A 23027-nucleotide genomic window follows, 5' to 3' on the forward strand; every position below is an offset into this window, starting at 1 on the left:
TGCGGTGTATCAGTCAACTCATATTTGGCTGACAGGCAGCCTTCGCGAGCAAGCCCGCTCCCACAGGGTATCAGCGGCATTTCATCATCTCCACTGGCAGGTCCATCGCGCCGGGCACGCGCTCGCCCGCAATGCAGATCGAGCTTGATACCTAGTCCGGCACACCGAAATCCAGTACCACCTTCATCGCCTGCGTTTTGTCCGCCGCCAGCTCAAACGCTTTTACTGCATCGCCAAATGGCACGGTGTGGGAAATCACCGGGCGCACATCGATCACTCGCCGATTCAGCAAATCCACCGCCTGGGCGAACTCCGGGTGGAAGCGGAAGGTGCCGCGCAGGTCGATCTCGCGGCTCACCAGCAGGTTCAACGGCAGTGACACATCACCGCCCAAACCGACGGTCACCAACACGCCGCGAGGGGCGATGCATTCCAGGCTGTTGCGCAGCGCCTGGGCACTGCCGGAGACTTCGAACATCACATCGAAATAACCCTTTTCAGCGGCGTAGCGCTTGAGCGCGTCGGCCCCTTCGGCAATGTTGTGCGTGCGCGTGGCGCCCATTTTTTCGGCGCAGGCGAGGGCGCTGGCGGACAAGTCCACCGCAACAATTTCACCCGCCCCGGCAGCACGCAGGCTGCCGATCAGCAGGTTGCCGATGGGGCCGCAGCCGGTGACCAGCACGCGTTTGCCGAACACGGCGCCCGCACGCTGGATTGCATGCAACCCTACCGACAACGGCTCGGCCAATGCACCTTCAGCAAGGCTGACGGTGTCGGCCAGCCGATGGGCCTGGTGCGTCTCGATCACCAGGCTCTGGCGAAACGCGCCCTGAATGTGCGGGAAAGGCATCGCGCTGCCATAAAAGCGCATGTTCAGGCAATGATTCGGCAGGCCCTGATGGCAATACCGGCACCCACCGCACGGGCGTGACGGCGACACCGCAATGCGCTGGCCAACCTTGAACAACCCGGCGTCACTGCCCACCGCATCAATCACCGCCGACACTTCATGGCCTAGCACCATCGGCTCGCGCAGGCGCACGGTGCCAAAGCCGCCGTGCTGGTAGTAGTGCAAATCCGAGCCGCAGATACCGCCCCGGGCGATGCGCACGCGCAACTGATCGGGGGCGAGGGTTTGCGGCTCATCCTGAGGGTCGACCCGCAGGTCTTTTGAAGCGTGGCAGACAATGGCGTGCATAAGGTTCTCCAAAGTTACAGCGACGCGGTGATGCCACCGTCGACGTACAGAATATGACCGTTAACGAAACTGGCTGCATCGCTGGCGAGAAACACCGCCGCACCCGCCAGTTCTTCAACGTCGCCCCAGCGCCGGCTCGGGGTGCGTTGCACCAGCCAGTCGCTGAACTCAGGGCTGGCTACCAAATTAGCGTTCAGCTCCGTCTTGAAGTAGCCGGGGCCGATGCCGTTGACCGTCAGGCCATGCGGGCCCCAGTCGATGGCCATGCCTTTGGTCAGCATTTTCAGCGCGCCCTTGCTCGCCGCGTACGGCGCAATACCCGGGCGACCCAACTCACTTTGCACCGAACAGATATTGATAATGCGCCCACGCTTGCGCGGGATCATCGCCCGCGCCACGGCCTGGCCGACCAGGAAGGCGCTGTCGAGGTTGGTGGTGATCAACTCGCGCCAGTGCTGCTCGCTGTAGTCTTCCAGCGGGCCACGGCGCTGCATGCCCGCGTTGTTCACGAGGATTTCCAGCGGGCCAAGGCGCTCTTCGATATCGGCGACGGCGGCCAGAATCGCCGCGCTGTCGGTCACATCAAACGCCTGGGTGTGCACCTGTAAACCGTCCGCTGCCAGCAGCGCCGCCGCGTCACGCAAGGTGCTGCGGTTGCGCCCGTTAAGCACCACCCGCGCGCCGGCCTGGGCCAGGCCGCGAGCAATCGCCAGGCCGATACCGGCGCTGGAACCGGTGACCAGCGCGAGCCGGCCGTCCAGGCGGAAGTTGTCTAAAACGCTTTTCATGGGTTACCTCTCCTATGCATCACTGACAACCCGGTTCGCCTTGAAGTGGGTGATCAACACAACCAATCCGATAATCGTGACCAATGCGTCCAGCAGCCGATACGTGTCGTTAGCCATGCCGAGCATGGTGCCTCCCTGTTTTCATTGTTATCGGCCAAGCCCCGTCATATCGTGTATGACGGAGTATTACTTCACCGCAGGCGCCAATCAGCGTCCAATTTTCATTTGTGATCGGGTGATCAATGTTCGTGATAACCGGAGGCGCTTGATGGAGCTCAAGCATTTGCGTGCCTTTGTGGTGCTCGCTCAGGAACTGCATTTCGGCCGGGCGGCGGTGCAGTTATCCATCGTGCAACCGGCGTTGAGCATGCAGATCAAACTGCTCGAAAGTGGCCTGGGCGTGCGCCTGCTCGACCGCAATCGGCATTCGGTCACGCTGACTGACGCAGGCCGCGCATTCCTGCCCGAAGCCCAAGCCACCTTGCATCAGGCCGCCCGGGCGGCCGATGCGGCGCGGGCCTCCAACCGCGGTGAGATCGGCCGCGTGCGCCTGGGCTTTGTGTCGTCGGTGTTGCCGCAATTGCTGCCCGAATTGATTCGCGCAGTGCACCAGCGCTACCCGCGTATCGAACTGGAACTCAAGGACATGCCCGGCCCCGATCAAGCCGCCGCGCTGAAAAATGGCTTGCTGGATTTCGGCCTGATGCGCCTGCCCGCCGCCCACCCCGGCGTGCAGACCCGCGCCGTGCTGCATGAAAGTTTCTGCGTGGCGTTGCCGATGGATCACCCATTGGCCGCCCGCCAGTCAATCCATCCCGCTGACTTGCTGGCGGTGCCGGTGTACATCCTGGCGCGGCGGTATGCACCGGGTTTTCATGATGAGTTTATTCAGGCGGTGGGCATTACCCTGGACATCGCTGCTGAGTTGGGCGAGTTCACCACCATGCTCGCGCTGGTGTCCGCCGGGTTGGGCGTCGGCGTGCTGCCGTTGCAAGCGGCGCGGGCGCTGCCGGCCAATTGCGTGTCGCGTCATCTTGAGTTGGGGGCGTTCCAGGCCACCACGGGCCTGGCCTGGACCGAGCTGGACAGCGCCGTAAAGACCACGCTGTTCAACCTGATCGTCGAATTGTTTGGCGAGTGATTGTTTCGGGCGGTGCACTGCGCTGGCAGTTCGCCAAGTTTTCGCCCCACAGCCTGGCGATGGTAGCTGGTAAGAGAGTGGCTGGCGCGATGGCTGTTCCAGTGGAGATTTTTGAAATGCCGCAGATTCCCTGTGGGAGCGGGCTTGCTCGCGAATGCGGTGGTTCAGTGCCAGATGTATTGGCTGACACTCCGTATTCGCGAGCAAGCCCGCTCCCACATTGGATCTTTATTGTTAGTGACAAAGTGGCTGGCGCGATGGCTTGCCAGTGGGGATTTTTGAAGTGCCACAGATTCTCTGTGGGAGCTGGCTTGCCTGCGATGGAATCAACTGGTTTTGCCTGATGTACCGTGCTGTCTGCATCGCAGGCAAGCCAGCTCCCACCTTTGATCTTTATTGTTGGTGATAGAGGGGCTGGCGCGATGGCTTGCCAGTGGAGATTTTTGAAGTGCCGCAAATTCTCTGTGGGAGCTGGCTTGCCTGCGATGGCATCAACTGGTTTTGCCTGATGTACCGAGTTGTCTGCATCGCAGGCAAACCAGCTCCCACAACTGACCCTTAGCGCTCAAAGGTCACCCATTCAACGCCGCGCCGTCATTACCGGCGCGTCGGCCCACGCGCCCCCCAGCGCCGTGTACAAATTCACTTCCGCCACCAATTGCGCCAGTCGGTCCACGATCAGCGCCTGTTGCGAGCTGAACAGCGAGCGTTGTGCATCGAGGAAGGTCAGGTTGCTGTCCACGCCGCTGCGGTAGCGGTGTTGGGCCAGGTCGTAATAGGCCTGGTTGGCGGCGACGAAATCCCGTTGCGCATCCAGCTGGTCGGTGAAGGTTTGCCGGGCGGCGAGGCCGTCGGCGACTTCCTGGAAGGCGGTCTGGATCGATTTTTCGTACTGCGCCACGGTGATGTCTTTTTGCAGCTTGGCGTAGTCGAGGCTGGCGCGCAGGCTGCCGGCGTTGAAGATCGGCAGGTTGATCTGCGGCTGAAAGGTCCAGGTGCCCGACCCCCCCTTGAACAACCCTGACAGCTCCGTACTGGTGCTGCCGGCGTTGGCCGTGAGGGTCACCGAGGGGAAAAACGCAGCGCGGGCCGCACCGATATTCGCGTTGGCCGCCTGCAACTGGTATTCGGCCTGGAGGATATCCGGGCGTCTTTGCAGCAGATCCGACGGCAGGCCAGCAGGCACACGTGCCACCAAGTCATCCGCCAGTGGGCGCGACGGCAGGCGCTCATCCACCGGGCCGCCGACGAGCAGGGCGAGGCTGTTCAGGTCCTGCGCGACCTGGCGCTCATACCGCGCCACGCTGGCGCGGGTGCTTTCGACCGCCGTGCGGGCTTGCACCACGTCCAGCGCCGAGGCCTTGCCCGCGCTCTTGCTGCGGTTGGTCAGCTGCCAACTGTGGTCGTTGGCCACCAGGGTTTGCCGGGCCAGGGCCAGCAGTTCCTGATCGGCGCGCCAGGTCAGGTAGGCGTTTGCGACATTCGCGACCAGGCTCAATTGCGCACTGCGGCGTGCTTCTTCGGTGCCTAAATAAGTGAGCATTGCCTGTTCGCTGAGGCTGCGCACACGGCCGAAAAAATCCAGCTCGTAGGCGCTGAGACCCAGGGTGGCGGAGTAGTTCGACGTGATCGCAGACTTGCCGGTCCCCGTCACGTCGCCGGGTAATTTCTGGCGCTTGCCAAGGCCAGTGGCAGACACCGCCGGGAACAGGTCCGCACGCTGAATGCGGTACTGCGCCTGGAACGCCTCTACGTTCAGCGCCGCCACCCGCAGGTCGCGGTTGTTGACCAACGCGTCACCAATCAACTGCTGCAAGGCCGGGTCGTGAAACAGCACCTGCCAGTCCGGCTTGACAGCCACCGTGCCGGCCTGCGCCTGGCTGTACACCCCCGTGTGCGGAAACTGCGCAGGCACCGGCGCCGAGGGCCGCTGGTAGTCCGGGATCAGCGAACAACCGCCGAGCATCCATGCCAAGCCAGCGGTGGTGATTATCCGTGTGTTCATCAGGCGCCAACCATCCATTTGGCCAAGCCATGCCGGCCGCTCACACCCAGTTTGGCGGCCGCTCGTTTGAGGTAGGTTTCAATCGAGCTGTTTTTCACGCTGAGTTTTTCCGCCATTTGCGGCACGGTGCCGCCGGTCAAAAGGCCAAGGCACACTTCCTGCTCCCGCGCCGACAGGGTGATGTCGCTGAGTGACAAACGCTTGTAGAACTCGCGCTGCAACTGCGACTGCTCCAACAGGTTCTGCGCGGGCTCGGCGTCTGCATGGGGCGCCTGGCGCAGGATTTGTGCATGACGTTCCATCAGCGGCAACAGGGTGTCCGACAGGCTCTTGAGAAACGACAGCTCTGCCAGCGAAAACCCGCGCAGCGTGGGCGGGCGGTACAACGAAATCACACAACGCCGATTACCCTGGCGCGACACCAGATTGCACTGGTGCGAGGTGCCACGTGGGTGCGCGCTGTCGGCCTTGGCCTTCATCTGAATCAGCAGCGGGTCCTGCATTTTCAGCATTTCGCGCAGCAGCGGGTGGTCTTTAAGGGCGTGCGGGGTTTGCGGCGCTGACAAGTCCTTTTTCAGGCCGGCGCTGCCCAGCAGCTTGATGTCGCGCACGTTGTCGCGCAATTCATCGAGGGTCCACTCACTCAGGTCCACCAGATCAATCGGCACCCATTTGTCCACCAGGTGCAGCATGTTGGCGGCAAAGTTTTCCTGGCCGCTGTTTGAAATCAACTCGCCCATTTCGGCGTAGAACTGCGGGCTGTGGGTGTTGGTAATACTGCGGGTCAGACTCATAGCCATCTCATCCTTGATGTCGAAAACCGTCGACGGGCGCGCCCGGTCTGTGTGGGGCGGTCCGTGTTCCTTGAACGTAACTCGCGTTGAACGTAGCTCGGCGTTCGAGATTTTATTTAGCCATAGCGAATTGTCCTACGTATGTAGCGGAAACGAGGGACACAAGCTGCCATAAAAACCACGTCATTAATTCGACGTTTCTGACGGTATGAATCGCCTACGAAAAACCACAGATAAACTTTAAATCGAGTCAACCAGTTGATATTTAAGAAAAAAATATTCAGACAAAAAGTATTTCGCCCACCGGCATCGCTCAGATATAGCCAATGTCCTACAGCCTTTTAATCGTTTCAGTAATGAACCTTCAGCCAAGCCCGTTTCCGCCCCGTTGAATGTCCGGGTTTCAGGTGTCAGACAGCCCCATGCACCCATGCTCAAATCCGGCAATTTCGGCGTATTGGGCCCCCTGCGCGGCCAGTGCCTGACCCCCATGAGAAGGATCTTATGACGCATCTCTGCAGCTCGACGGCCAGCTTTCCCCTCACCGCCGCCCAACAGGACATCTGGCTCGACCAACTGCGCGCGGGCGACTCGCCGCTGTACAACATTGGCGGCTATGTCGAGTTTCCAGGCCCGGTAGAGCCCGAGTTGATCAGGCGCGCCGTCAAGCTGTTGGTGGCCAGGCACGATGCGTTGCGTACCCAGCTGCACAGCGACGCGCAAGGGTTGCCTCGCCAAACCTTCGTGGCCACGTTGGCGGCCGACGTGGCGCTTCACGATTTTTCCAGCTTGCCCGACCCGCAACGCGCGACCCAGGCCCTGATGCAAGCGCAAATGGCTCGGCCCTACGCCATGACGGGCGAGCCGCTGTTTCGCTTTTTTCTGGTCAAGCTCGCCGACGACCATTACCGGCTCGGCACCCAGGCCCATCACCTGATCCTCGACGGCTGGGGTTTTGGCCAGATGCTGCAATCCCTGGCTCAGCTGTACACCGCCCTGCAACACGGGCGGCAGCCGGAGCTGGTGGCGCCGTCTTATGTCGACTTTATCGACACCGATCAGCGCTACCAGCAATCTGCCCGCTACGCCCGCGACCGTGCCTATTGGCTGGATAAATACCGGGTGCTGCCCGAGCCGCTGCTCACGCCAAGGCTGAAAGCCCAGGCGCCAAGCAACACCCTCGTGGCGCCGTTTCCGCTGGCGTTGCTCAACCGTATGGAGCAAGTCGCCCACCGTTACCAGGCCTCGGCGTTCCATGTGTTATTGGCGGCGATGTATGTGTACTTCACTCGCACCCACCAGCGGGATGAGTGGGTGGTGGGGCTGCCGATTCTCAACCGCTCCAATGCGCGCTTTCGCTCCACCGTGGGGCTGTTTGCCCAGGTGAGTGCGGTGCGGTTTGAATTCGACGAGGCGTTAGCGTTCAGCGCCGTGGTGCGTGGTGTGCGCGACCAGCTCAAGCAGGATTTCCGTCACCAGCGTTTCCCTCTGAGCGAGATGAACCGCGAGCTGGGCCTGCGCCGTGCTGATCGCGGCCAGTTGTTCGACCTGTCGGTGTCCTTCGAGCAGGATGACCATGACCTGCGTTACGGCAGCGTCCAGGCGCGCGCGATCAAAGTCTCCAACCACCATGAACCGTTGCCGATCGCCATCCACCTGCGCAGCAACCGCTTTCAGGACACCGCGTGCCTGCACTGCGTGTACAACGAGGCCTATTTCCGCCATGACGATGTGCAGGCGTTGGCGCAGCGCTTTACCTGGCTGCTGGAGCAGGGGTTGGAAAACACCGCGCTGACCGTGGCTGAATTTTCACTGGTGACGCCTGCCGAGCAGGTGCAGTTGCAACGGTGGAATGCCACCGCACAGCCCACTTCTGAACCGCACACCCTGCACGAACGTATCGCCCTGCAAGCCGCGCGCGCACCGGCCGCGATTGCGGCGGTGTATCGGGGCCAGCAACTGACCTACGCGCAACTCGATCAGCAAGCCAATGCACTGGCCCATCAACTGTTGGCGCTGGGCGTAAAACCGGATGACCGCGTGGTGATCCTCGCCCGACGCGGCCTGGACACGTTGGCGGGGCTGCTCGCGATTCTCAAGTCTGGCGCCTGCTATGTGCCGGTGGACCCGGCCCATCCCGCCGAGCGCCTGAATTACTTGCTGCACGACAGCGCACCCGTGGCGGTGCTCACCCAGCACGACTTGAGGCATCGCCTGCCCGCGTCCGAGGTGCCGGTGCTGTTGCTCGACCATCCCGGCGCCGACCTCGGCGACAGCCCCCGCGTGGCGGTCAAACCGTCGAACCTGGCCTATGTCATCTACACCTCCGGCTCCACCGGGTTGCCCAAGGGTGTGATGGTTGAGCACCACACCGTATCGAACCTGGTGGACTGGCACTGCCGGTCGTTCAACCTGCATGCAGGCTGCCACACCGCCAGTGTCGCCGGGTTTGGTTTTGATGCGATGGCCTGGGAAGTCTGGCCGGCGCTGTGCGTAGGCGCGACGCTGCACCTGCCACCGGCCCACGACGGCGCCGAAGATATCGACGCGCTGCTGAGCTGGTGGCGCGCGCAGCCGCTGGACGTGTGCTTTTTGCCGACCCCGGTGGCCGAGTACGCTTTCAGCCAGCGCATGGACCATCCGACCCTGCGCACCTTGCTCATCGGCGGCGACCGCCTGCGCGCGTTCAACCGCGCGCAGACCTTTGATGTGATCAACAACTACGGCCCCACCGAAGCCACAGTGGTTGCCACCTCCGGGCGAGTTGAAGTGGGCCAGCCGTTGCACATCGGCGCGCCCATTGCCAATGCCTCCGTCTACCTGCTGGACGAACGACAACGCCCGGTGCCGATTGGCGCGGCGGGGGAGTTGTACGTCGGCGGCAAAGGCGTAGCGCGCGGTTATTTGAATCGCCCTGAACTGACGGCGGAGCGCTTTCTTGACGACCCCTTTAGCGGCGGCAGAATGTACCGCAGCGGCGACCTGGCGCGCTGGCTGCCCGATGGCAACCTGGAATACCTGGGCCGCAATGACGACCAGGTGAAGATCCGGGGTGTGCGCATTGAGCTGGGGGAAATCGAAACCGCGCTGGCCGCCCACCCGGCGATCAAGGAAGCCGTGGTGCAGTACCGCGAAGGGCAGTTGCTCGCCTGGTTTGTTGAACACTATGGCGTCGAAATCGAAGCGCTGCGTACCCATTTGCAAGGCACCCTGGCGGACTACATGCTGCCCGCCGCCTATGTGAAGCTTGAGGTTTTCCCGCTCACCGCCAATGGCAAACTCGACCGCAAGGCGCTGCCATCACCGACCAAGGCGGCCTTTGTCACGCGGGTGTTCGAGGCCCCGCGTGAAGGCGCGGAAAGTATCTTGGCGCAGATTTGGACCGAGCTGTTGCAGGTGCAGCAGATCGGACGTCATGACCATTTTTTCGAGCTGGGCGGGCATTCGCTGCTGGCAGTGCAATTGGTGCAGCGCATGCGCCAGGCCGGTTTGCACGCCGATGTGCAAGTGCTGTTCGGCCAGCCGACCCTTGCGGCGCTGGCGGCGGCCAGTTCCGGCAGCGAAGTGGCAGTGCCTGCCAACCGGATTCCGCCAGGTTGCCGCGCTATCACCACCGACATGCTCACACTCGCCGAACTGGACCCAAACAGCCTCGAACGCATCCTTGCCGCCATCCCCGGTGGCGCGGCGAACGTGCAGGACATCTACCCGCTGGCGCCGTTGCAGGAAGGCTTGCTCTACCACCACATCACCGACGCGCGCGACCCGTACCAGCAACATGCGATGTTCAGCTTTGCGCGCCGCGAGCAACTCGATGCCTTTGCCCAGGCGCTGCAACAGGTGATCAACCGCCACGACATTCTGCGCACCAGCCTGGTGTGGGATGCCCTTGAGCAGCCGATGCAAGTGGTGTGGCGCGAGGCTCAATTGCGCGTTGAGCCACTGCGCGAGCCTTCACCGCCACTGGACTTGCGCCAGGCGCCGCTGATGGCCCTGGACTATGCCGAAGAGCCGCACAACCGGCGTTGGATCGCCCGATTGCGCTTCCACCATTTGGTCAACGATGCCACCTCGACCAGCGTACTGGTGGATGAAATTCGCGCCCACTTGCTCGGTGAACAGGCGCAACTGCCGCCGCCGGTGCCTTATCGCAATGTGGTCGCGCAAACTCGCTCGCCCGCGCGCCACGCGGCCCATGAAGCGTTCTTCCGCGAGCGCCTGGGCGATGTCGATGAGCCAACCCTGGCCTTCGGGTTGCAGGAGCGTCAGGCGGATCGCGCCGACATCGAGGCGTTTGAACAGCCGCTGACCGACGCGCTCAACCTGCGCCTGCGCGCGCAGGCACGTGGCCTTGGGGTCAGCGCTGCGAGCCTGTTTCATCTGGCTTGGGCTCAGGTACTCAGCCGCGTCGCTGGCCGTGATGATGTGGTGTTCGGCACTGTGCTGCTCGGCCGTTTGCAGGCAGGCGAGGGCGCTGACCGCGCCTTGGGCATGTTCATCAACACCCTGCCGCTGCGCGTACGTCTGGCCGGGCAAACGGTGGTCGGTGCGCTGAATGACACCCACGCTCAGTTGAGTGCCTTGCTCGGCCATGAACAGGCTTCGCTGGCGCTGGCCCAGCGTTGCAGCGGCGCGTCCCCGTTGTTCAACAGCCTGCTCAATTACCGTCACACCAGCGCCGACCCCAACCTGAACCTGGTGCCGGGCATCGCGTTGCTCAGCAGTGAAGACATCCTCAGTTACCCGCTGATGCTCACGGTTGACGACACGGCCAGTGGCTTTCGCCTCAAGGCCAAAGCGCCGCGCACGGTCGGTGCAGAGCGCCTGTTGGGTTACCTCCACACCGCGTTGCATGGGGTGGTGCATGCACTTGAACACGCCCCACAAATGCCCCTGCGCGAGGTGCAAGTGCTGCCTTCCAGCGAGCGGCACACGCTGTTGCTGGACTTCAACGCCACCGAAACCGATTACCCCGACACACTCACCGTACAGGCGCTGTTCGAAGCGCACGCGCGGCATATTCCCCACGCCATCGCGGTGCAGGCCGGTGAGCTGCAAATGAGCTACCGCGACCTTAACGAAAGCGCCAACAGGCTCGCCTTCCACCTGCGCGAACGCGGCGTGAGGCCGGATTCACGGGTGGCGCTGTGCGTCGAGCGCGGGCTGGATTTGGTGGTGGGCCTGCTGGCGATTCTCAAGGCCGGCGGCGCCTACGTGCCGCTGGACCCCGGCTACCCGCGCGAGCGCCTGGCCTACATGCTGAGCGACAGCCAGCCCGTGGCGCTGCTGGTGCACGCTGCCACCCGTGACCTGCCCGGCGACGTTGCCATTCCGGTGATCGACTTCGACCACTGCACCTGGCGCCATGCGCCGAGCGGCAACCCGTTGGTGCCGGGCTTGAGCGTCGCCAACCTCGCGTACGTGATGTACACCTCGGGTTCCACCGGCACGCCCAAGGGCGTGATGATCGAACACCGCGGCCTCGGCAACCTGATGCACTGGGGCTCGCAACTGTGCCCGAATGCCGAAGGTGGCGCGCTGTTGCAACGTGCGCCGTTCAGCTTCGACGGCTCGGTGTGGGAGCTGTTCTGGCCGTTGACCAATGGCATGCGTCTGGTGCTGGCGCGGCCGGATGGGCACCGCGACCCGGCGTACCTGGCGCAGGTGATCCGCGAGCAGAAGATCACCGTGATCAAATTTGTGCCGGCCATGTTGCAGCAGTTCCTTGAACTGGAAGAATCGGCGCTGTGCACCAGCCTGACCGACGTGCTGTGTGGCGGCGGTGAGCTGACCGAAGCGATTGCCCGTGGTGTGCAGGCGCGTTTGCCCGCGGTGCGCTTGCACAACGTCTATGGCCCTACCGAAGCCACGGTGGACAGCAGCGCGTGGACGTTGGAGCCGGGCGCGCCGGTGCCTGCGCTGCAATTGCCGATTGGCCGGGCGATCAACAACACCCGCCTGTATGTGCTGGATGAACAGGATGCGCCAGTGCCGATGGGCGTCAGCGGGCAGTTGCATATTGGTGGGGTTGGGGTTGCGCGGGGCTATCTCGGGTTGGCACAGATGACGGCTGAGCGGTTTATCGACAGCCCGTTTGTGGCGGGTGATCGTTTGTATCGCACCGGGGATCTGGTGCGTTACTTGCCGGATGGCAACCTGGAGTTTCTGGGGCGCAATGACTTCCAGGTCAAGCTGCGTGGCGTGCGTTTGGAGTTGGGCGAGATTGAATCGCGGCTGGCGGCGCACCCGGCGTTGCGTGAAGTGGCGGTACTGATTCGTGATGAGCGGTTGGTCGCTTACTTCACTCTGCGCGGGGAGGCGCCGGGGCTGGAGGCGTTGCGCTCTTATGTGCTGGAGCAATTGCCGGAATACATGGTGCCGGCGGCGTTTGTGCAGCTGGAGGCGTTGCCGCTCAACCCTGCGGGGAAGCTGGATCGCAAGGCGTTGCCGGAACCGGGGTTGGACGCGGTGGTGAGCCGGGCGTATGAGGCGCCGGTGGGGGAGGTGGAAACGTTGATGGCCGGTATTTGGGCCGAGGTGTTGAAGGTTGAGCGGGTGGGGCGCCATGACCACTTTTTTGAGTTGGGTGGGCATTCGTTGCTGGCGGTGAGCCTGGTGGCGCGGATGCGCAAGGCGGGGCTGGATGTGGATGCGCGAACGTTGTTCAGCCAGCCGACGCTGGCGCAGTTGGCGGCCAGGACGGTGACGCAGGTGCAGCGTGTGGAGGTGCCGCAGGCGGCGATCCCTCAGCTTGACCGGCGTCGCAGGATTTGATCTTGAGAGGGATGTGGGCATATCCGTTCCCTGTGGCGAGCGGGCTTGCCCCGCGTTGGGCTGCAGAGCAGCCCCAAAATCAGCAGCCGAAGAGTGCCTGACTCACCGCATTCCTCCTTTTAGGGTCGCTTCGCAACCCAACGCGGGGCAAGCCCGCTCGCCACAGGGGTAGTGTTTGGCCTCATCGGGCTGGTATCAGCCACCGCATTCGCGAGCAAGCCCGCTCCCACATTTTTAACCGAGTAAGACTTCAATCCCTTCACACACAGTTGAGCTTCTCTGTGGGAGCTGGCTTGCCTGCGATGGCATCTACTGGGTGTGCCTGATGCATCGAGCTGCCTGCATCGCAGGCAAGCCAGCTCCCACAGAAATGCAGAGCCGAACTCGGTCCAACTGTGGGAGCGGGCTTGCTCGCGAAAGCGGTGGGTCAGCCAATAAATCCATCAACTGACCCTCCGTATTCGCGAGCAAGCCCGCTCCCACATTTTTTACCGAGTACAACTTCAATACCGCCACAAATCTGCTTCTCTGTGGAAGTCAGCGCGGCACGGGGATGAACGCCACGCTGCCTGCCTCGCGCTTTTGAAACAACCGCTCGCCGTTGTCCGGCTGGGTGGTGATTACTTGATGATCCGCGCCCAGGTAGGCCAATGGCGTTGGGTCTTCTTTGGACCACTGCGCGACGATGATTGTGTGTTGCGGGTCGAAGTGTTGGCCGCTGGTTTTGTCCAGCCAGGCCATCAGGGCGGCGCTGTTGCCCTGGCGGGGGAAGTCTTGGGTTTCGCTGACGTAATAGAACGCCTTGCCGCCATTTTGCAGGTACATCGGCAGTTTGTTGTCGACCTCCACCAGCACCATTTGCCAGTCGTGCCACGGCGCGGTTTTTTGCGCTTGGGCTTTCACGTCTTCGGCAAAGCGGGTCACACCGCCGTTACCGGTGGTCCAGGGGTAGATCACCCCCAGCACCAGCAGCAACAACCCGGCGGTGAGGCCGAAGCCTTTTTGCCAGCGCGGCACACTGGCCGGGTTTTTCTGCAGGCGCTCACTCAGCCACCAGGCTGCCAGCAGTTGGGCAAACGGCACCAGCGGCAGCACGTAGTAACTGCGGCGGCTGCCGCTGGCGGTGAAGAAGACAAACAGCAGGCCCAGGCCCCACACCAGCCAGCGTACGTTGGGTGGGGTTTGGCGCCAGTGACGCAGTGCCAGCCACACACCGAGCATCCAGCACGGCGCCCATGGCAGGGTGTAGGCGGGCAGGTAGATCAGGTAGGTGTAGATCGGCCCCATATGGTCGAAGGGGTCGAAAAAGCGCACGACGTTTTCCTTGAATACCAGTTCAAGGCCGCTCTCGCCGTAGGTCGGTGCGCCGTATAAATGCGACAGTACGAAGGGAATCGAATAGAACGCCGCAGCGATCACGATGGCCAGCAGCAGACGCAGGTTGAGGTGGCGTTTGTAGCGGTGCTCGCTGAGCAGGTGCGGCAGCAGCACCAGGCCCGGCAGTACAAACCCGATCAGGCCTTTGAACAGTGACGTTGTCGCCAACAGCAGGAAAAACACGCTGTAGCGTCCCAGGCGCGTGTCGTCCGGGCCGCGCCAATACCACCAGACCGACGCCAGTACGCCGCACACGGTGAGCACATCGGCAGTGGCCACTCGCGCCCAGAACAAAAAGTAGAAACTGGTGGCGAGCATCCAGCCGGCAATCAGCCCGGTGCCTTTGCGAAACAGGCGCTCGCCGATCAGGTACACCAGCCAGATGCTCAGCCAGGCCGCGATCACCGACGACAGGCGCAACGACCACGGGCCGAGCCCACCCATCAGGTTGGCGAAGCCGGTGATCAGCCAGTACGAGGGCAGGGGTTTGTCGTAGTACGGCGCGCCCTTGAGGTAGGGGTCGAAGTAGTCACCGCTTTGCAGCATTTGCAGCGCGATGTTTGCCCAGCGGGTTTCCGGCCCCCACAAGTCGCGGCTGCCCAGGCCCAGCAGCAGGAGCAGCGCCGAGACCCCCAGCAGTAACACCAACGCGCCACGTTCGGTTTTCCAGAAGCTCATCGGGTTTTCCTGTGGCAGGCCTGACGTCAGGGAAGTGGCGGGTAAATGATCATGAGCATGGGGCCTTTGCGGTAGCGCGTGCCGCCAGGCGGCAATTGCCCTTCCTCACGGTGCTCGCTGGTGCTGCGCACGTGCATCAACACACCGACCGAGCCGTGTTGGCGGGCTTCGCTCAACCACGGCTGGACGTTTTCCAGGGTGACTGTGCGATGGGCCGCGTCCGGGTAATTGAGGCCGTAGCGAAGCTCACCCTTGGTGTCATAAAACGCCACGTCCGCACGCCGCAGGCGCCAGGACAAGGCCGATGCGCTGCCCAACTCGTTGCTGATCAGAGCATGGGTTTGTTGCAGTTCATCCAGATGCGCCAGCACAAACTGGTCGGGCATTTCGGTGTCGGTGATTTCCTCCGGCATGCCCGCAGGCAGCAGGGCTACCAGCAAGCCGATGGCCAACGCGGGCATTGCCCATAGCGTCAGCGGGCGGAAGGCTTGCAGCAGGTTGGCGAGGATCCAGCCGAGCAGCACGATAAAGGTCAAGGACAGGCTGAACATCTCGGCGTGGCTGTTGCTGTACACCGGCCGATCGAGTTGCAGGTACATCAAGCTCGCCATCGCGGCCACGCCGAGGGCCAGGTTGAGCAGGCCGTTCGCGCGCAAGGTGGCGGTTTTGCCGCGGTTGATCAGGTCGGTCAGGGCATGCCCCATCAACAGCGCCAGAGGCAGCAGGCACGGCATGATGTAGGTCGGCAACTTGCCTCGGCTCATGCTGAAAAAAACCAGTGGCAGCAGCAGCCACAGCGCGAGAAAAATCACCGCCGGTTGGCCCTTGTCTTTCCAGGCTTTGAGCAGTGTGGCCGGCAACAGCGCAGCCCACGGCAGGCAGGCCACCGCCATGATCGGCAGGAAGAACCACCAGGCCCTCGCGTGTTGCGCATTGTCGGAGGAGAAGCGGCGAATGTGCTCGTGCCAGAAGAAGAAACGCCAGTAGTCCGGCTCCTGCAGATGCACCGCCCACGCCCAGGGGAGGCAGATCATCGCCGCCACCAGAATCGACAGCGGACCATAGCGCAGCAACTCGCCCAGACGCCGCTGCCATAGCATGTAGGGCAGGGCTATCAGCACCGGCAACAGCCACGCCAGGAAACCCTTGGTCAGAAAGCCCATGCCACAGGCCAACCCCAGCAATGCCCAGGCGCCCAGCCGATGGCGAGACGTGCGGCTGTCGAGGGCGAACCACAGCGCGACCAGGCTGAGGTTGACCCAAAAGGTGAACTGCGGATCCAGATTGGAATACCCGGCTTGCCCCGCCACCAGCCCGAAACTCATGTAGAGCAGGGCGCTGGTGAAGCTCTTGCGCGGGTCGTTCCACAGGCGCCGGGCGATGAGGTAGGCCAGCAACACGCTGAGGCCGGTGGTCAACGCCGAGGCGATGCGCACGCCGAACAGGTTCTCACCGAACACGGCCTGGCCGAGGGCAATCAGCCAATAGCCCGCGGCCGGTTTTTCGAAGTAACGCACACCCATAAAGTGCGGGGCGACCCAGTTGCCACTCATCAGCATTTCCTGGCTGACCTGGGCGTAGCGGGCTTCATCCGGAACCCATAAACCGTGCAGGCCCAGGGGCAGTAGATAAAACACGGCAAAGGCCAGCAACAACAGATGCAGGGGTTTTAAACGAGTCATGTAAACGTCGCTCCTTGACGTTCAATGGGAGGATACGGGCGATGTAAGGTAATAGAAGAAAGAGTCACAAAAGTTCACTAAGTCGCTGAAAGTATTCATGACGCCGCTAAATAACGGGCGCAGTTAAACATGCCAGAAGAGGCCTGTCGTTTTGCTGAACATGAAAGAAAGTATAGGTAAAAAAGTGTCTAGAACTTCTTCAGAACATCCAGCCATGCCTGGCTTTTCATAATGCCCAACGTCTCGAACTTGCCGTTCGGGAGTACGCGCACAAACAAGGCACTGCCGTATTCGGAAAAGTGGGCGCGGGGGTAGCCCAGAGAGGTTTCGAAGTCGGCGATGCAGCCACTGTGGGTGACAAATATGAGGTTGCGTCCGGCCTGTTTGCGGTTGAGTAATTCCTCACCGATGGCCGCGCCGCAGATGGCTTGCTGGCTGGAGGTCAGCTCGGTATTACCGAACATGGCGTGGGCGGTCTGGCTGGTGCGAACCACGGGGCTGGCGACCACGTCAGTGCTCTGCATGCCAAGTGCCTTGAAGGCTTTGCCCAATTCCCCGGCGCGTTGGTTGCCAAATACCGTGAGGCCTTCCAGTGGGCCAAGGCAGGGGTTGGGCGAACGGTCGCAGCGCTCTTCGTGCCGCACCAGGACGATTACGTCGCCATCGTGCCAGGCGGGCAGCACCTTCGATGTCAGCAGTCGGTCACCCACGCTCAGGTCACGCGGCGAGGAGGGCCACACCATGAAACCGGCCAGCAGCAGACCGACAACGACGACGCCAGCGCCCCACTTTCGCAAGCGTCTGATAGCGGCGCGGCGCGAGCGCGGTTTAGTCAGGGTAAGGTCAACCAAATCTTTCACCATGGGCACTGTCTGCATTTTTATTAAGTAGGCGCAACGCGTTGACGGACGTTCGCAATTAAGGGAAAGGCTGTCACAGGGCTGCTGTCTTTTCGCTGAACATCCAGCGGGTAGAAGTTGTCGAGACCCGCAACTAACGAGTTGCCGATAACCGACGCTTGGCCGGCAATTTAGAGGGCGGTGGGTGGGCAAGCGGTGAAATCGATGTGAAAAATTTGCGTGGACGGCGCGGTCAGCCGTTATTCTCGTTTGCAGTCCTTCACGCGAGCGTTCTTATGTTGCAGGTGCACGGTGTCCTGAAAAACTACGCCACCCCTCAAGGCCCGCTGACGGTGTTGGCGGGTGTCGACTTGCAGCTGGGTGAGCGCAGCAGCCTGGCGCTGATGGGCGAGTCGGGCAGTGGCAAAAGCACCTTGCTGCACCTGGTGGCTGGGCTTGACCGGGTAGACGGTGGCCGTATTCAAGTCGGTGAGCAGCGCCTGGATCAGTTGAACGAGGCGCAACTGGCGCACTGGCGCCGCACCGAAATCGGTTTGGTGTTCCAGCAGTTCAACCTGATCGGCAGTTTGCGCGTCGACGACAACCTCGCGTTCCAGGCGCGTCTGGCCGGGCGCTTCGATCCGCAGTGGCAGGCACAATTGGTTGAACGTCTGGGCCTGGGCGACTTGCTCAAGCGCTATCCTGAACAACTGTCCGGTGGCCAGCAGCAACGCGTCGCAGTAGGCCGCGCGCTTGCCTCGCGCCCCGGCTTGCTGCTGGCGGATGAGCCCACCGGCAACCTCGACGAAGCCACCAGCGATGAAGTGCTGCAACTGATGCTCGACCTGTTGCGCGACAGCGCCACCAGCCTGTTGATGGTCACGCACAGCCCACGCATCGCCGCGCGGCTGGACAGGCAGGTGGTGTTGCATCGCGGGCGTGTCGTGCCTGCGGACGCGCGCTGAGATGGCGGTGTTTTATTGGACCCTGCGTGCGCTGCTGAGCCATTGGCGGCGTCACCCTGTGCAGTTTTTCAGTGTGCTGACCGGGTTGTGGCTCGCCACTGCATTACTGACGGGTGTGCAGGCCCTCAACAGTCAGGCGCGCGACAGCTACGCGCGCGCCAGCCAGTTGATCGGCGGTGAACCCCAAGCCAGCCTGAGTGCGCCGGATGCGGCCAGTTTCCCGCAAGCGGTGTTCGTCGAATTGCGCCGCGCCGGGTGGCCGGTGTCGCCGGTGGTGCAGGGCGCCTTGGCACTCAAGGGGCATGAGGATCAACGGCTGCAACTGATGGGCATCGAGCCGCTGTCGCTGCCGGGCACCGGCGCCGTGGCGGGGCAGCGCTTGAGCCAGGCGCAGATGCTCGCGTTTTTCGAGCCGCCGGGGCGCACCTGGATAGCCCCGCAAACCTTGCAGGCGCTCGGGCTGCATGAGGGTGAACGCCCGCTGACGGCAACTGGAGACGCCTTGCCGCCGTTGCAGGTTCAGCAAGACATGGCTCCCGGTCTGTTGCTCACGGACATCGGTTTTGCCCAACCCTTGCTGGCGATGCCCGAACAACTGTCGCGCCTGCTGCTGGATAAAGCCTTCGCGTCCACCCATCCGGTGCCACCGGCCGGGCTGCAGCTCAAGAGTGGCGAAGACAATAACCTGGCGCGCCTCACCGAAAGCTTTCACCTGAACCTTGATGCCCTGGGATTTCTGTCGTTTGTGGTGGGGCTGTTTATCGTCCATGCCGCGATCGGTTTGGCCCTGGAACAGCGCCGTGGGTTGCTGCGCACCTTGCGCGCCTGCGGGGTGAGCGCGCGTTTGCTGATCCTCAGCCTGGGCGTTGAGCTGGGCGCATTGTCGTTGCTGGGCGGTGTGCTGGGCGTCGCCAGCGGTTACCTGCTCGCCAGCCTGTTGCTGCCGGATGTGGCCGCCAGCCTGCGTGGTTTATACGGCGCCGAAGTGCCCGGCCAACTGAGCCTCAGCCCGTGGTGGTGGTTCGCCGGTTTAGGCCTGAGCCTGCTCGGCGCGCTGCTCGCCGGCGCCAGCAGCGTGTGGCGGGCAGCGCGTTTGCCCTTGCTGGCACTGGCCAACGCGCAGGCCTGGCATGAGGCCCACGGGCGCTGGCTGCGACGCCAGGGTTGGGTCGCGGCGACGGCGTTGGTGATCGCGCTGCTGGCGCTGTGGCTGGGCGACAGCCTGGCCGCCGGTTTTGTGTTGATGGCCGCGCTGCTGCTGAGCGCGGCATTGGGTTTGCCGCTGGTACTCGATGGCTTGCTGAAAGCGGTGCTGGGGCGCAGCCGTGCGGTGCTCGGCCAATGGTTTCTCGCGGATTGCCGCCAACAATTGCCCGCCTTGAGCCTGGCGCTGATGGCGTTGCTGCTGGCGCTGGCGGCGAATATCGGCGCGGGCTCAATGACCTCGGGCTTTCGCCAGACCTTTACCAACTGGCTGGAACAACGCCTCACCGCCGAGCTGTACATCAACCCGCAAAACCCTGCGCAGGCAGAGCAACTGGGCACGTGGCTGGCGCAACAGCCACGGGTGCAAACCGTACTGCCCACCTGGCAGGTCGCGGTGCAATTACAGGGCTGGCCGGCGGACGTGTTTGGCGTGGTCGACGACCCGACGTATCGCCAGCACTGGCCGTTGCTCGAGGCTGCCAGTGCGCCGTGGGACAGATTGCTCAATGACGACAGCGTGATGCTCAGCGAACAGCTCGCCCGACGGCTGAAGGTGCAGTTGGGCGAGGCGGTCAGCATCCCCACGCCTGGAGGTGTCTGGTCGCCGCGCGTGGTGGGCATTTACGCCGACTATGGCAACCCCAAGGGCCACGTGCTGGTTAATTCCCGGCACCTGCTGACACATTGGCCGACGCTGTCACCGGCGCGCTTCAACCTGCGGGTATTGCCGCAAAACGTGCCAGCGCTGGTGCGCGAGGTGCAGCGTGAATTTGCTCTGGAAGACAGCCGCATCGTTGATCAACAGCAACTCAAGGGCTGGTCGAGCCAGGTGTTCGAGCGCACGTTTGCCGCCACCGCCGCGCTGAACAGCCTGACCCTCGGCGTCGCCGGTGTGGCGCTGTTTATCAGCTTGCTGACCCAGAGCCAAAGCCGCCTCGGCCAACTCGCACCGCTGTGGGCGTTGGGGGTGACGCGTCGGCAACTGATGCTGCTCAACCTCGGCCAGACCTGGTTGTTGGCCGTACTCACGTTGGTCCTCGCACTGCCGCTGGGCCTGTTGTTGGCGTGGTGCCTGGACGCGGTGATCAATGTGCAGGCGTTTGGCTGGCGCCTGCCGTTGCAGGTGTTCCCGTGGCAGCTCGCACAATTGTTGGGGCTGGCGACGCTCGCCACGCTGCTGGCTTCGGCCTGGCCGCTGTGGCAGTTGTACCGCAGCCGTCCGGCGGATCTGTTGAGGACGTTTGCCAATGAGGATTAAAGCGTTGGTGTGGGCCGCCCTGTTGCTGCTCAGTGCCTGCGACAAAGCGCCCGCGCCTGAAGCGAGTTTCGCCGGGCTGGGCAGCGATGCGGCGGACTTTGCCCAGGTGCTGCCGGGCAAGGTCTTCAGCTTTCCCGAGGACCACGGCGCTCACGCGGGCTTTCGTATCGAGTGGTGGTACGTCACCGCCAACCTCAAGGATGCGCAAGGCAATGTGTTCGGCGTGCAATGGACGCTGTTTCGCAACGCCTTGAAGGCGGGCGCGACACAGCCCGGCTGGCACGACTCGACCGTGTGGCTCGGGCACGCCGCCGTCACCTCGGCGACCCGGCATTACGCCGCTGAACGCTTTGCGCGTGGCGGCGTCGGTCAGGCGGGCGCGCAGGCGCAGCCTTTCAGTGCCTGGATCGACGACTGGAATTTCTCCACTCGGCCAGGCGCCGCAAGCCCCCTGGCAGACATGCAGCTCAAGGCCGGCGGGCCGCAATTCGCCTACGACCTGCACCTGACGTCGACCCGGCCGCTGGTGCTGCAAGGCGACAAGGGTTACAGCCGCAAGTCCGATCAGGGGCAGGCGTCTTACTACTACAGCCAGCCGTTTTTCACGGCGGCCGGCAGTGTGAGTATTGATGGCAAAACCTATCAAGTCAGCGGCCCGGCGTGGCTCGATCGCGAGTGGAGCAGCCAACCCCTGGCCGCCAGCCAGACCGGTTGGGACTGGTTTTCCCTGCACCTGGACCGGGGCGAACAGCTGATGCTGTTTCGTGTGCGGCAAAAGGACGGCGCGGGTTACCTGACCGGTACATGGATCGATAAGGAAGGCCACACCGAGACCCTGCACAATGCCGATATTCAGCTGACACCGCTGGCGACCACCCACATCGACGGTCGCGCTATACCGACGCGCTGGTCACTGAAAATTCCCGGCAAACAACTGGATATCACCACCGAAGCCGTCAACCCGAACGCGTGGATGAACCTGAGCATTCCCTACTGGGAAGGGCCGGTGAAGTTCGACGGTGGGGTGGGGTATTTGGAGATGACCGGGTATTAAGGCGCCTTTTTGTAGGCGCTTCTCTTCTGCCATGTAGGCAACTTCCTAAATGTGATTTCCCCCTCCCGGGCTTGTGTCCGGGGCGTGGTCGCTTGCCTATATTCCGACGCCATCTTCATTGCATTCGGGATGCAAGGCATGGCGCAGGGATTCGTAAATGACCGCACAACGGACTACCTCAGTTTGAAGTCCAGGCTGATCGACAGCGCCTCAAGCCGGCAGCGGGCTGAGCACTTTGATGCATTGAACAGGCATTTGCGGCCTGGGCTGGTGACGCCGGGGCAGTTGGTGATTGTCCCGGATACCTACAGCGTGAGTTGTTCGTTGGAGGAAGCCTGGTTGATGCGGTATGCCCAAGAGGTTCGACGGGATCTGGATGCGTCGACGGGTTCGGCAGTCATCAATAACTATGACTTGTTACAGTATTTGGAAACTGGGCGGTTGGCAGGTAGTGCGGTGGGGGCGGCCGCCATTGGGAAACTTGGCTCGAGATTGGCTCTTCGCGCATGTGTCATGGTGCTGGGCATTTCCATGAAAGCAAGTGGTCAACTGGCTTGCGGTATCGTCGGGGGGGCTGCTGGAGGGGACGCAGGGGGGAGCAGAGGCGGTGATTCTGGTGCGTTTTTTGGTGGAAAGGTCCTGGAAATTAATGGTGAGTTGATCTTCCAGCCGGAGGGTGCTTAGCCATGGATTATTTTATCGCCTATACCATTGTGTGGTTTGTTGGAATGTATATCCTTTTGGGGCTGATGCTATTTGCTGAATATACAAAGCTTGATGAAGTGGAAAGCTACTTCAGCAAAAACGAAAAGGTTCTCGCCAATAAGCGATTTTGGGGAGGCGGCCAGTGGATTGACAGGCAGTACCGAATGCAATTGATGGTTGAGATTCTGTGGATTCCAAAGCCTTATTTAAAAGCAGGTTTTGTGACTGAGGCCGAGCTTGCCTCTGTGCCTTTGGCGCTCAAACGCTGGGTATTGTGGCCCTACTATTTTGGGTTTATCTGGCTTATCGCAACGGTAGTGTGGTCCGTATGGCGTTGGTGGTGCGGCATCGTAATCTGACTCGGTCGGGTGGGGCATTTGGGGCGCTCGGTGTTTTTTTGTTGTGGTTTGAGCTTAGTTGGTGGTGGGGATTGTGCGAGTACATATCCGTTATTGAGTGAAGGCTGATATGGGTTCCGCTCTTACAGCGGGTCACTTTTGGAAGGACCGGAAGCCGGCCCAGCCAAAAGTAACCAAAAGGTCCTCGCCCCACCACTCGGCACC

The 23027-nt window shown here is 62.3% G+C and carries 14 protein-coding genes and 1 pseudogene; 7 read left to right on the top strand and 8 right to left on the bottom strand.

Annotated features, from left to right (window positions below; all coding sequences use genetic code 11):
• Positions 1 to 151: 151 nt before the first annotated feature.
• The 3 genes and pseudogenes from ACP7A2_RS23575 to ACP7A2_RS23585 form a co-directional block, all read right to left on the bottom strand.
• On the bottom strand, positions 152 to 1198 hold the full coding sequence (locus ACP7A2_RS23575; RefSeq protein ID WP_426136177.1) for an L-idonate 5-dehydrogenase: 1047 nt from the start codon (positions 1196 to 1198) through the stop codon (positions 152 to 154).
• Positions 1199 to 1212: 14 nt separating this feature from the next.
• Positions 1213 to 1986, bottom strand: a complete 774-nt coding sequence (locus tag ACP7A2_RS23580; RefSeq protein ID WP_426136178.1) for a glucose 1-dehydrogenase — start codon at positions 1984 to 1986, stop codon at positions 1213 to 1215.
• A gap of 21 nt (positions 1987 to 2007) precedes the next feature.
• A pseudogene (locus ACP7A2_RS23585) lies at positions 2008 to 2112 on the bottom strand (hypothetical protein); the annotation flags it as partial.
• A 142-nt stretch (positions 2113 to 2254) separates the two neighbouring features.
• On the opposite strand from ACP7A2_RS23585, the gene ACP7A2_RS23590 reads away from it, so the two are divergent.
• Positions 2255 to 3127 (top strand): LysR family transcriptional regulator, encoded by an 873-nt coding sequence (locus tag ACP7A2_RS23590; protein ID WP_426136179.1) that lies wholly within the window; start codon positions 2255 to 2257, stop codon positions 3125 to 3127.
• Between the two features lie 580 nt (positions 3128 to 3707).
• On the opposite strand, the gene ACP7A2_RS23595 is transcribed toward ACP7A2_RS23590, so the two are convergent.
• Positions 3708 to 5132, bottom strand: coding sequence for an efflux transporter outer membrane subunit (locus ACP7A2_RS23595; protein WP_426136180.1), 1425 nt, complete (start codon positions 5130 to 5132; stop codon positions 3708 to 3710).
• The gene (locus ACP7A2_RS23600; protein WP_348059779.1) at positions 5132 to 5926 is read right to left on the bottom strand and encodes a helix-turn-helix transcriptional regulator; all 795 of its coding nucleotides are present in this window, start codon (positions 5924 to 5926) and stop codon (positions 5132 to 5134) included. The genes ACP7A2_RS23595 and ACP7A2_RS23600 overlap by 1 nt, the downstream gene beginning before the upstream one ends.
• A 504-nt stretch (positions 5927 to 6430) precedes the next feature.
• On the opposite strand from ACP7A2_RS23600, the gene ACP7A2_RS23605 reads away from it, so the two are divergent.
• Positions 6431 to 12700, top strand: a complete 6270-nt coding sequence (locus ACP7A2_RS23605; protein ID WP_426136183.1) for an amino acid adenylation domain-containing protein — start codon at positions 6431 to 6433, stop codon at positions 12698 to 12700.
• Positions 12701 to 13237: 537 nt separating this feature from the next.
• Here ACP7A2_RS23605 and ACP7A2_RS23610 read toward each other — a convergent pair.
• From ACP7A2_RS23610 to ACP7A2_RS23620, 3 genes are all read right to left on the bottom strand, one after another.
• Entirely contained in the window at positions 13238 to 14755 is a 1518-nt protein-coding gene (locus tag ACP7A2_RS23610) for an ArnT family glycosyltransferase (protein ID WP_426136184.1), read from the bottom strand.
• 26 nt (positions 14756 to 14781) lie between these two features.
• A complete protein-coding gene (gene arnT, locus ACP7A2_RS23615) occupies positions 14782 to 16437 on the bottom strand; it encodes a lipid IV(A) 4-amino-4-deoxy-L-arabinosyltransferase (RefSeq protein ID WP_426136186.1) in 1656 nt (551 codons plus the stop codon).
• A gap of 188 nt (positions 16438 to 16625) precedes the next feature.
• Positions 16626 to 17300, bottom strand: coding sequence for a histidine phosphatase family protein (locus ACP7A2_RS23620; protein WP_426136188.1), 675 nt, complete (start codon positions 17298 to 17300; stop codon positions 16626 to 16628).
• Positions 17301 to 17572: 272 nt separating this feature from the next.
• Between ACP7A2_RS23620 and ACP7A2_RS23625 the strand changes: the two genes are divergently transcribed.
• The 5 genes from ACP7A2_RS23625 (at position 17573) to ACP7A2_RS23645 (ending at position 22823) form a co-directional block, all read left to right on the top strand.
• The gene (locus ACP7A2_RS23625; RefSeq protein WP_348059789.1) at positions 17573 to 18241 is read left to right on the top strand and encodes an ABC transporter ATP-binding protein; all 669 of its coding nucleotides are present in this window, start codon (positions 17573 to 17575) and stop codon (positions 18239 to 18241) included.
• Position 18242: 1 nt separating this feature from the next.
• Complete coding sequence (locus ACP7A2_RS23630; RefSeq protein ID WP_426136189.1) at positions 18243 to 20705, top strand: FtsX-like permease family protein; 2463 nt, start codon at positions 18243 to 18245, stop codon at positions 20703 to 20705.
• Entirely contained in the window at positions 20695 to 21759 is a 1065-nt protein-coding gene (locus tag ACP7A2_RS23635) for a lipocalin-like domain-containing protein (protein WP_426136191.1), read from the top strand. The genes ACP7A2_RS23630 and ACP7A2_RS23635 overlap by 11 nt, the downstream gene beginning before the upstream one ends.
• A gap of 138 nt (positions 21760 to 21897) precedes the next feature.
• Positions 21898 to 22443 (top strand): hypothetical protein, encoded by a 546-nt coding sequence (locus tag ACP7A2_RS23640; protein WP_426136192.1) that lies wholly within the window; start codon positions 21898 to 21900, stop codon positions 22441 to 22443.
• A gap of 2 nt (positions 22444 to 22445) precedes the next feature.
• Entirely contained in the window at positions 22446 to 22823 is a 378-nt protein-coding gene (locus ACP7A2_RS23645) for a hypothetical protein (protein ID WP_426136194.1), read from the top strand.
• Positions 22824 to 23027 lie beyond the last annotated feature (204 nt).

Source organism: Pseudomonas sp. PWP3-1b2, assembly GCF_049896045.1.
GTDB classification, from domain to species: domain Bacteria; phylum Pseudomonadota; class Gammaproteobacteria; order Pseudomonadales; family Pseudomonadaceae; genus Aquipseudomonas; species Aquipseudomonas antarctica_B.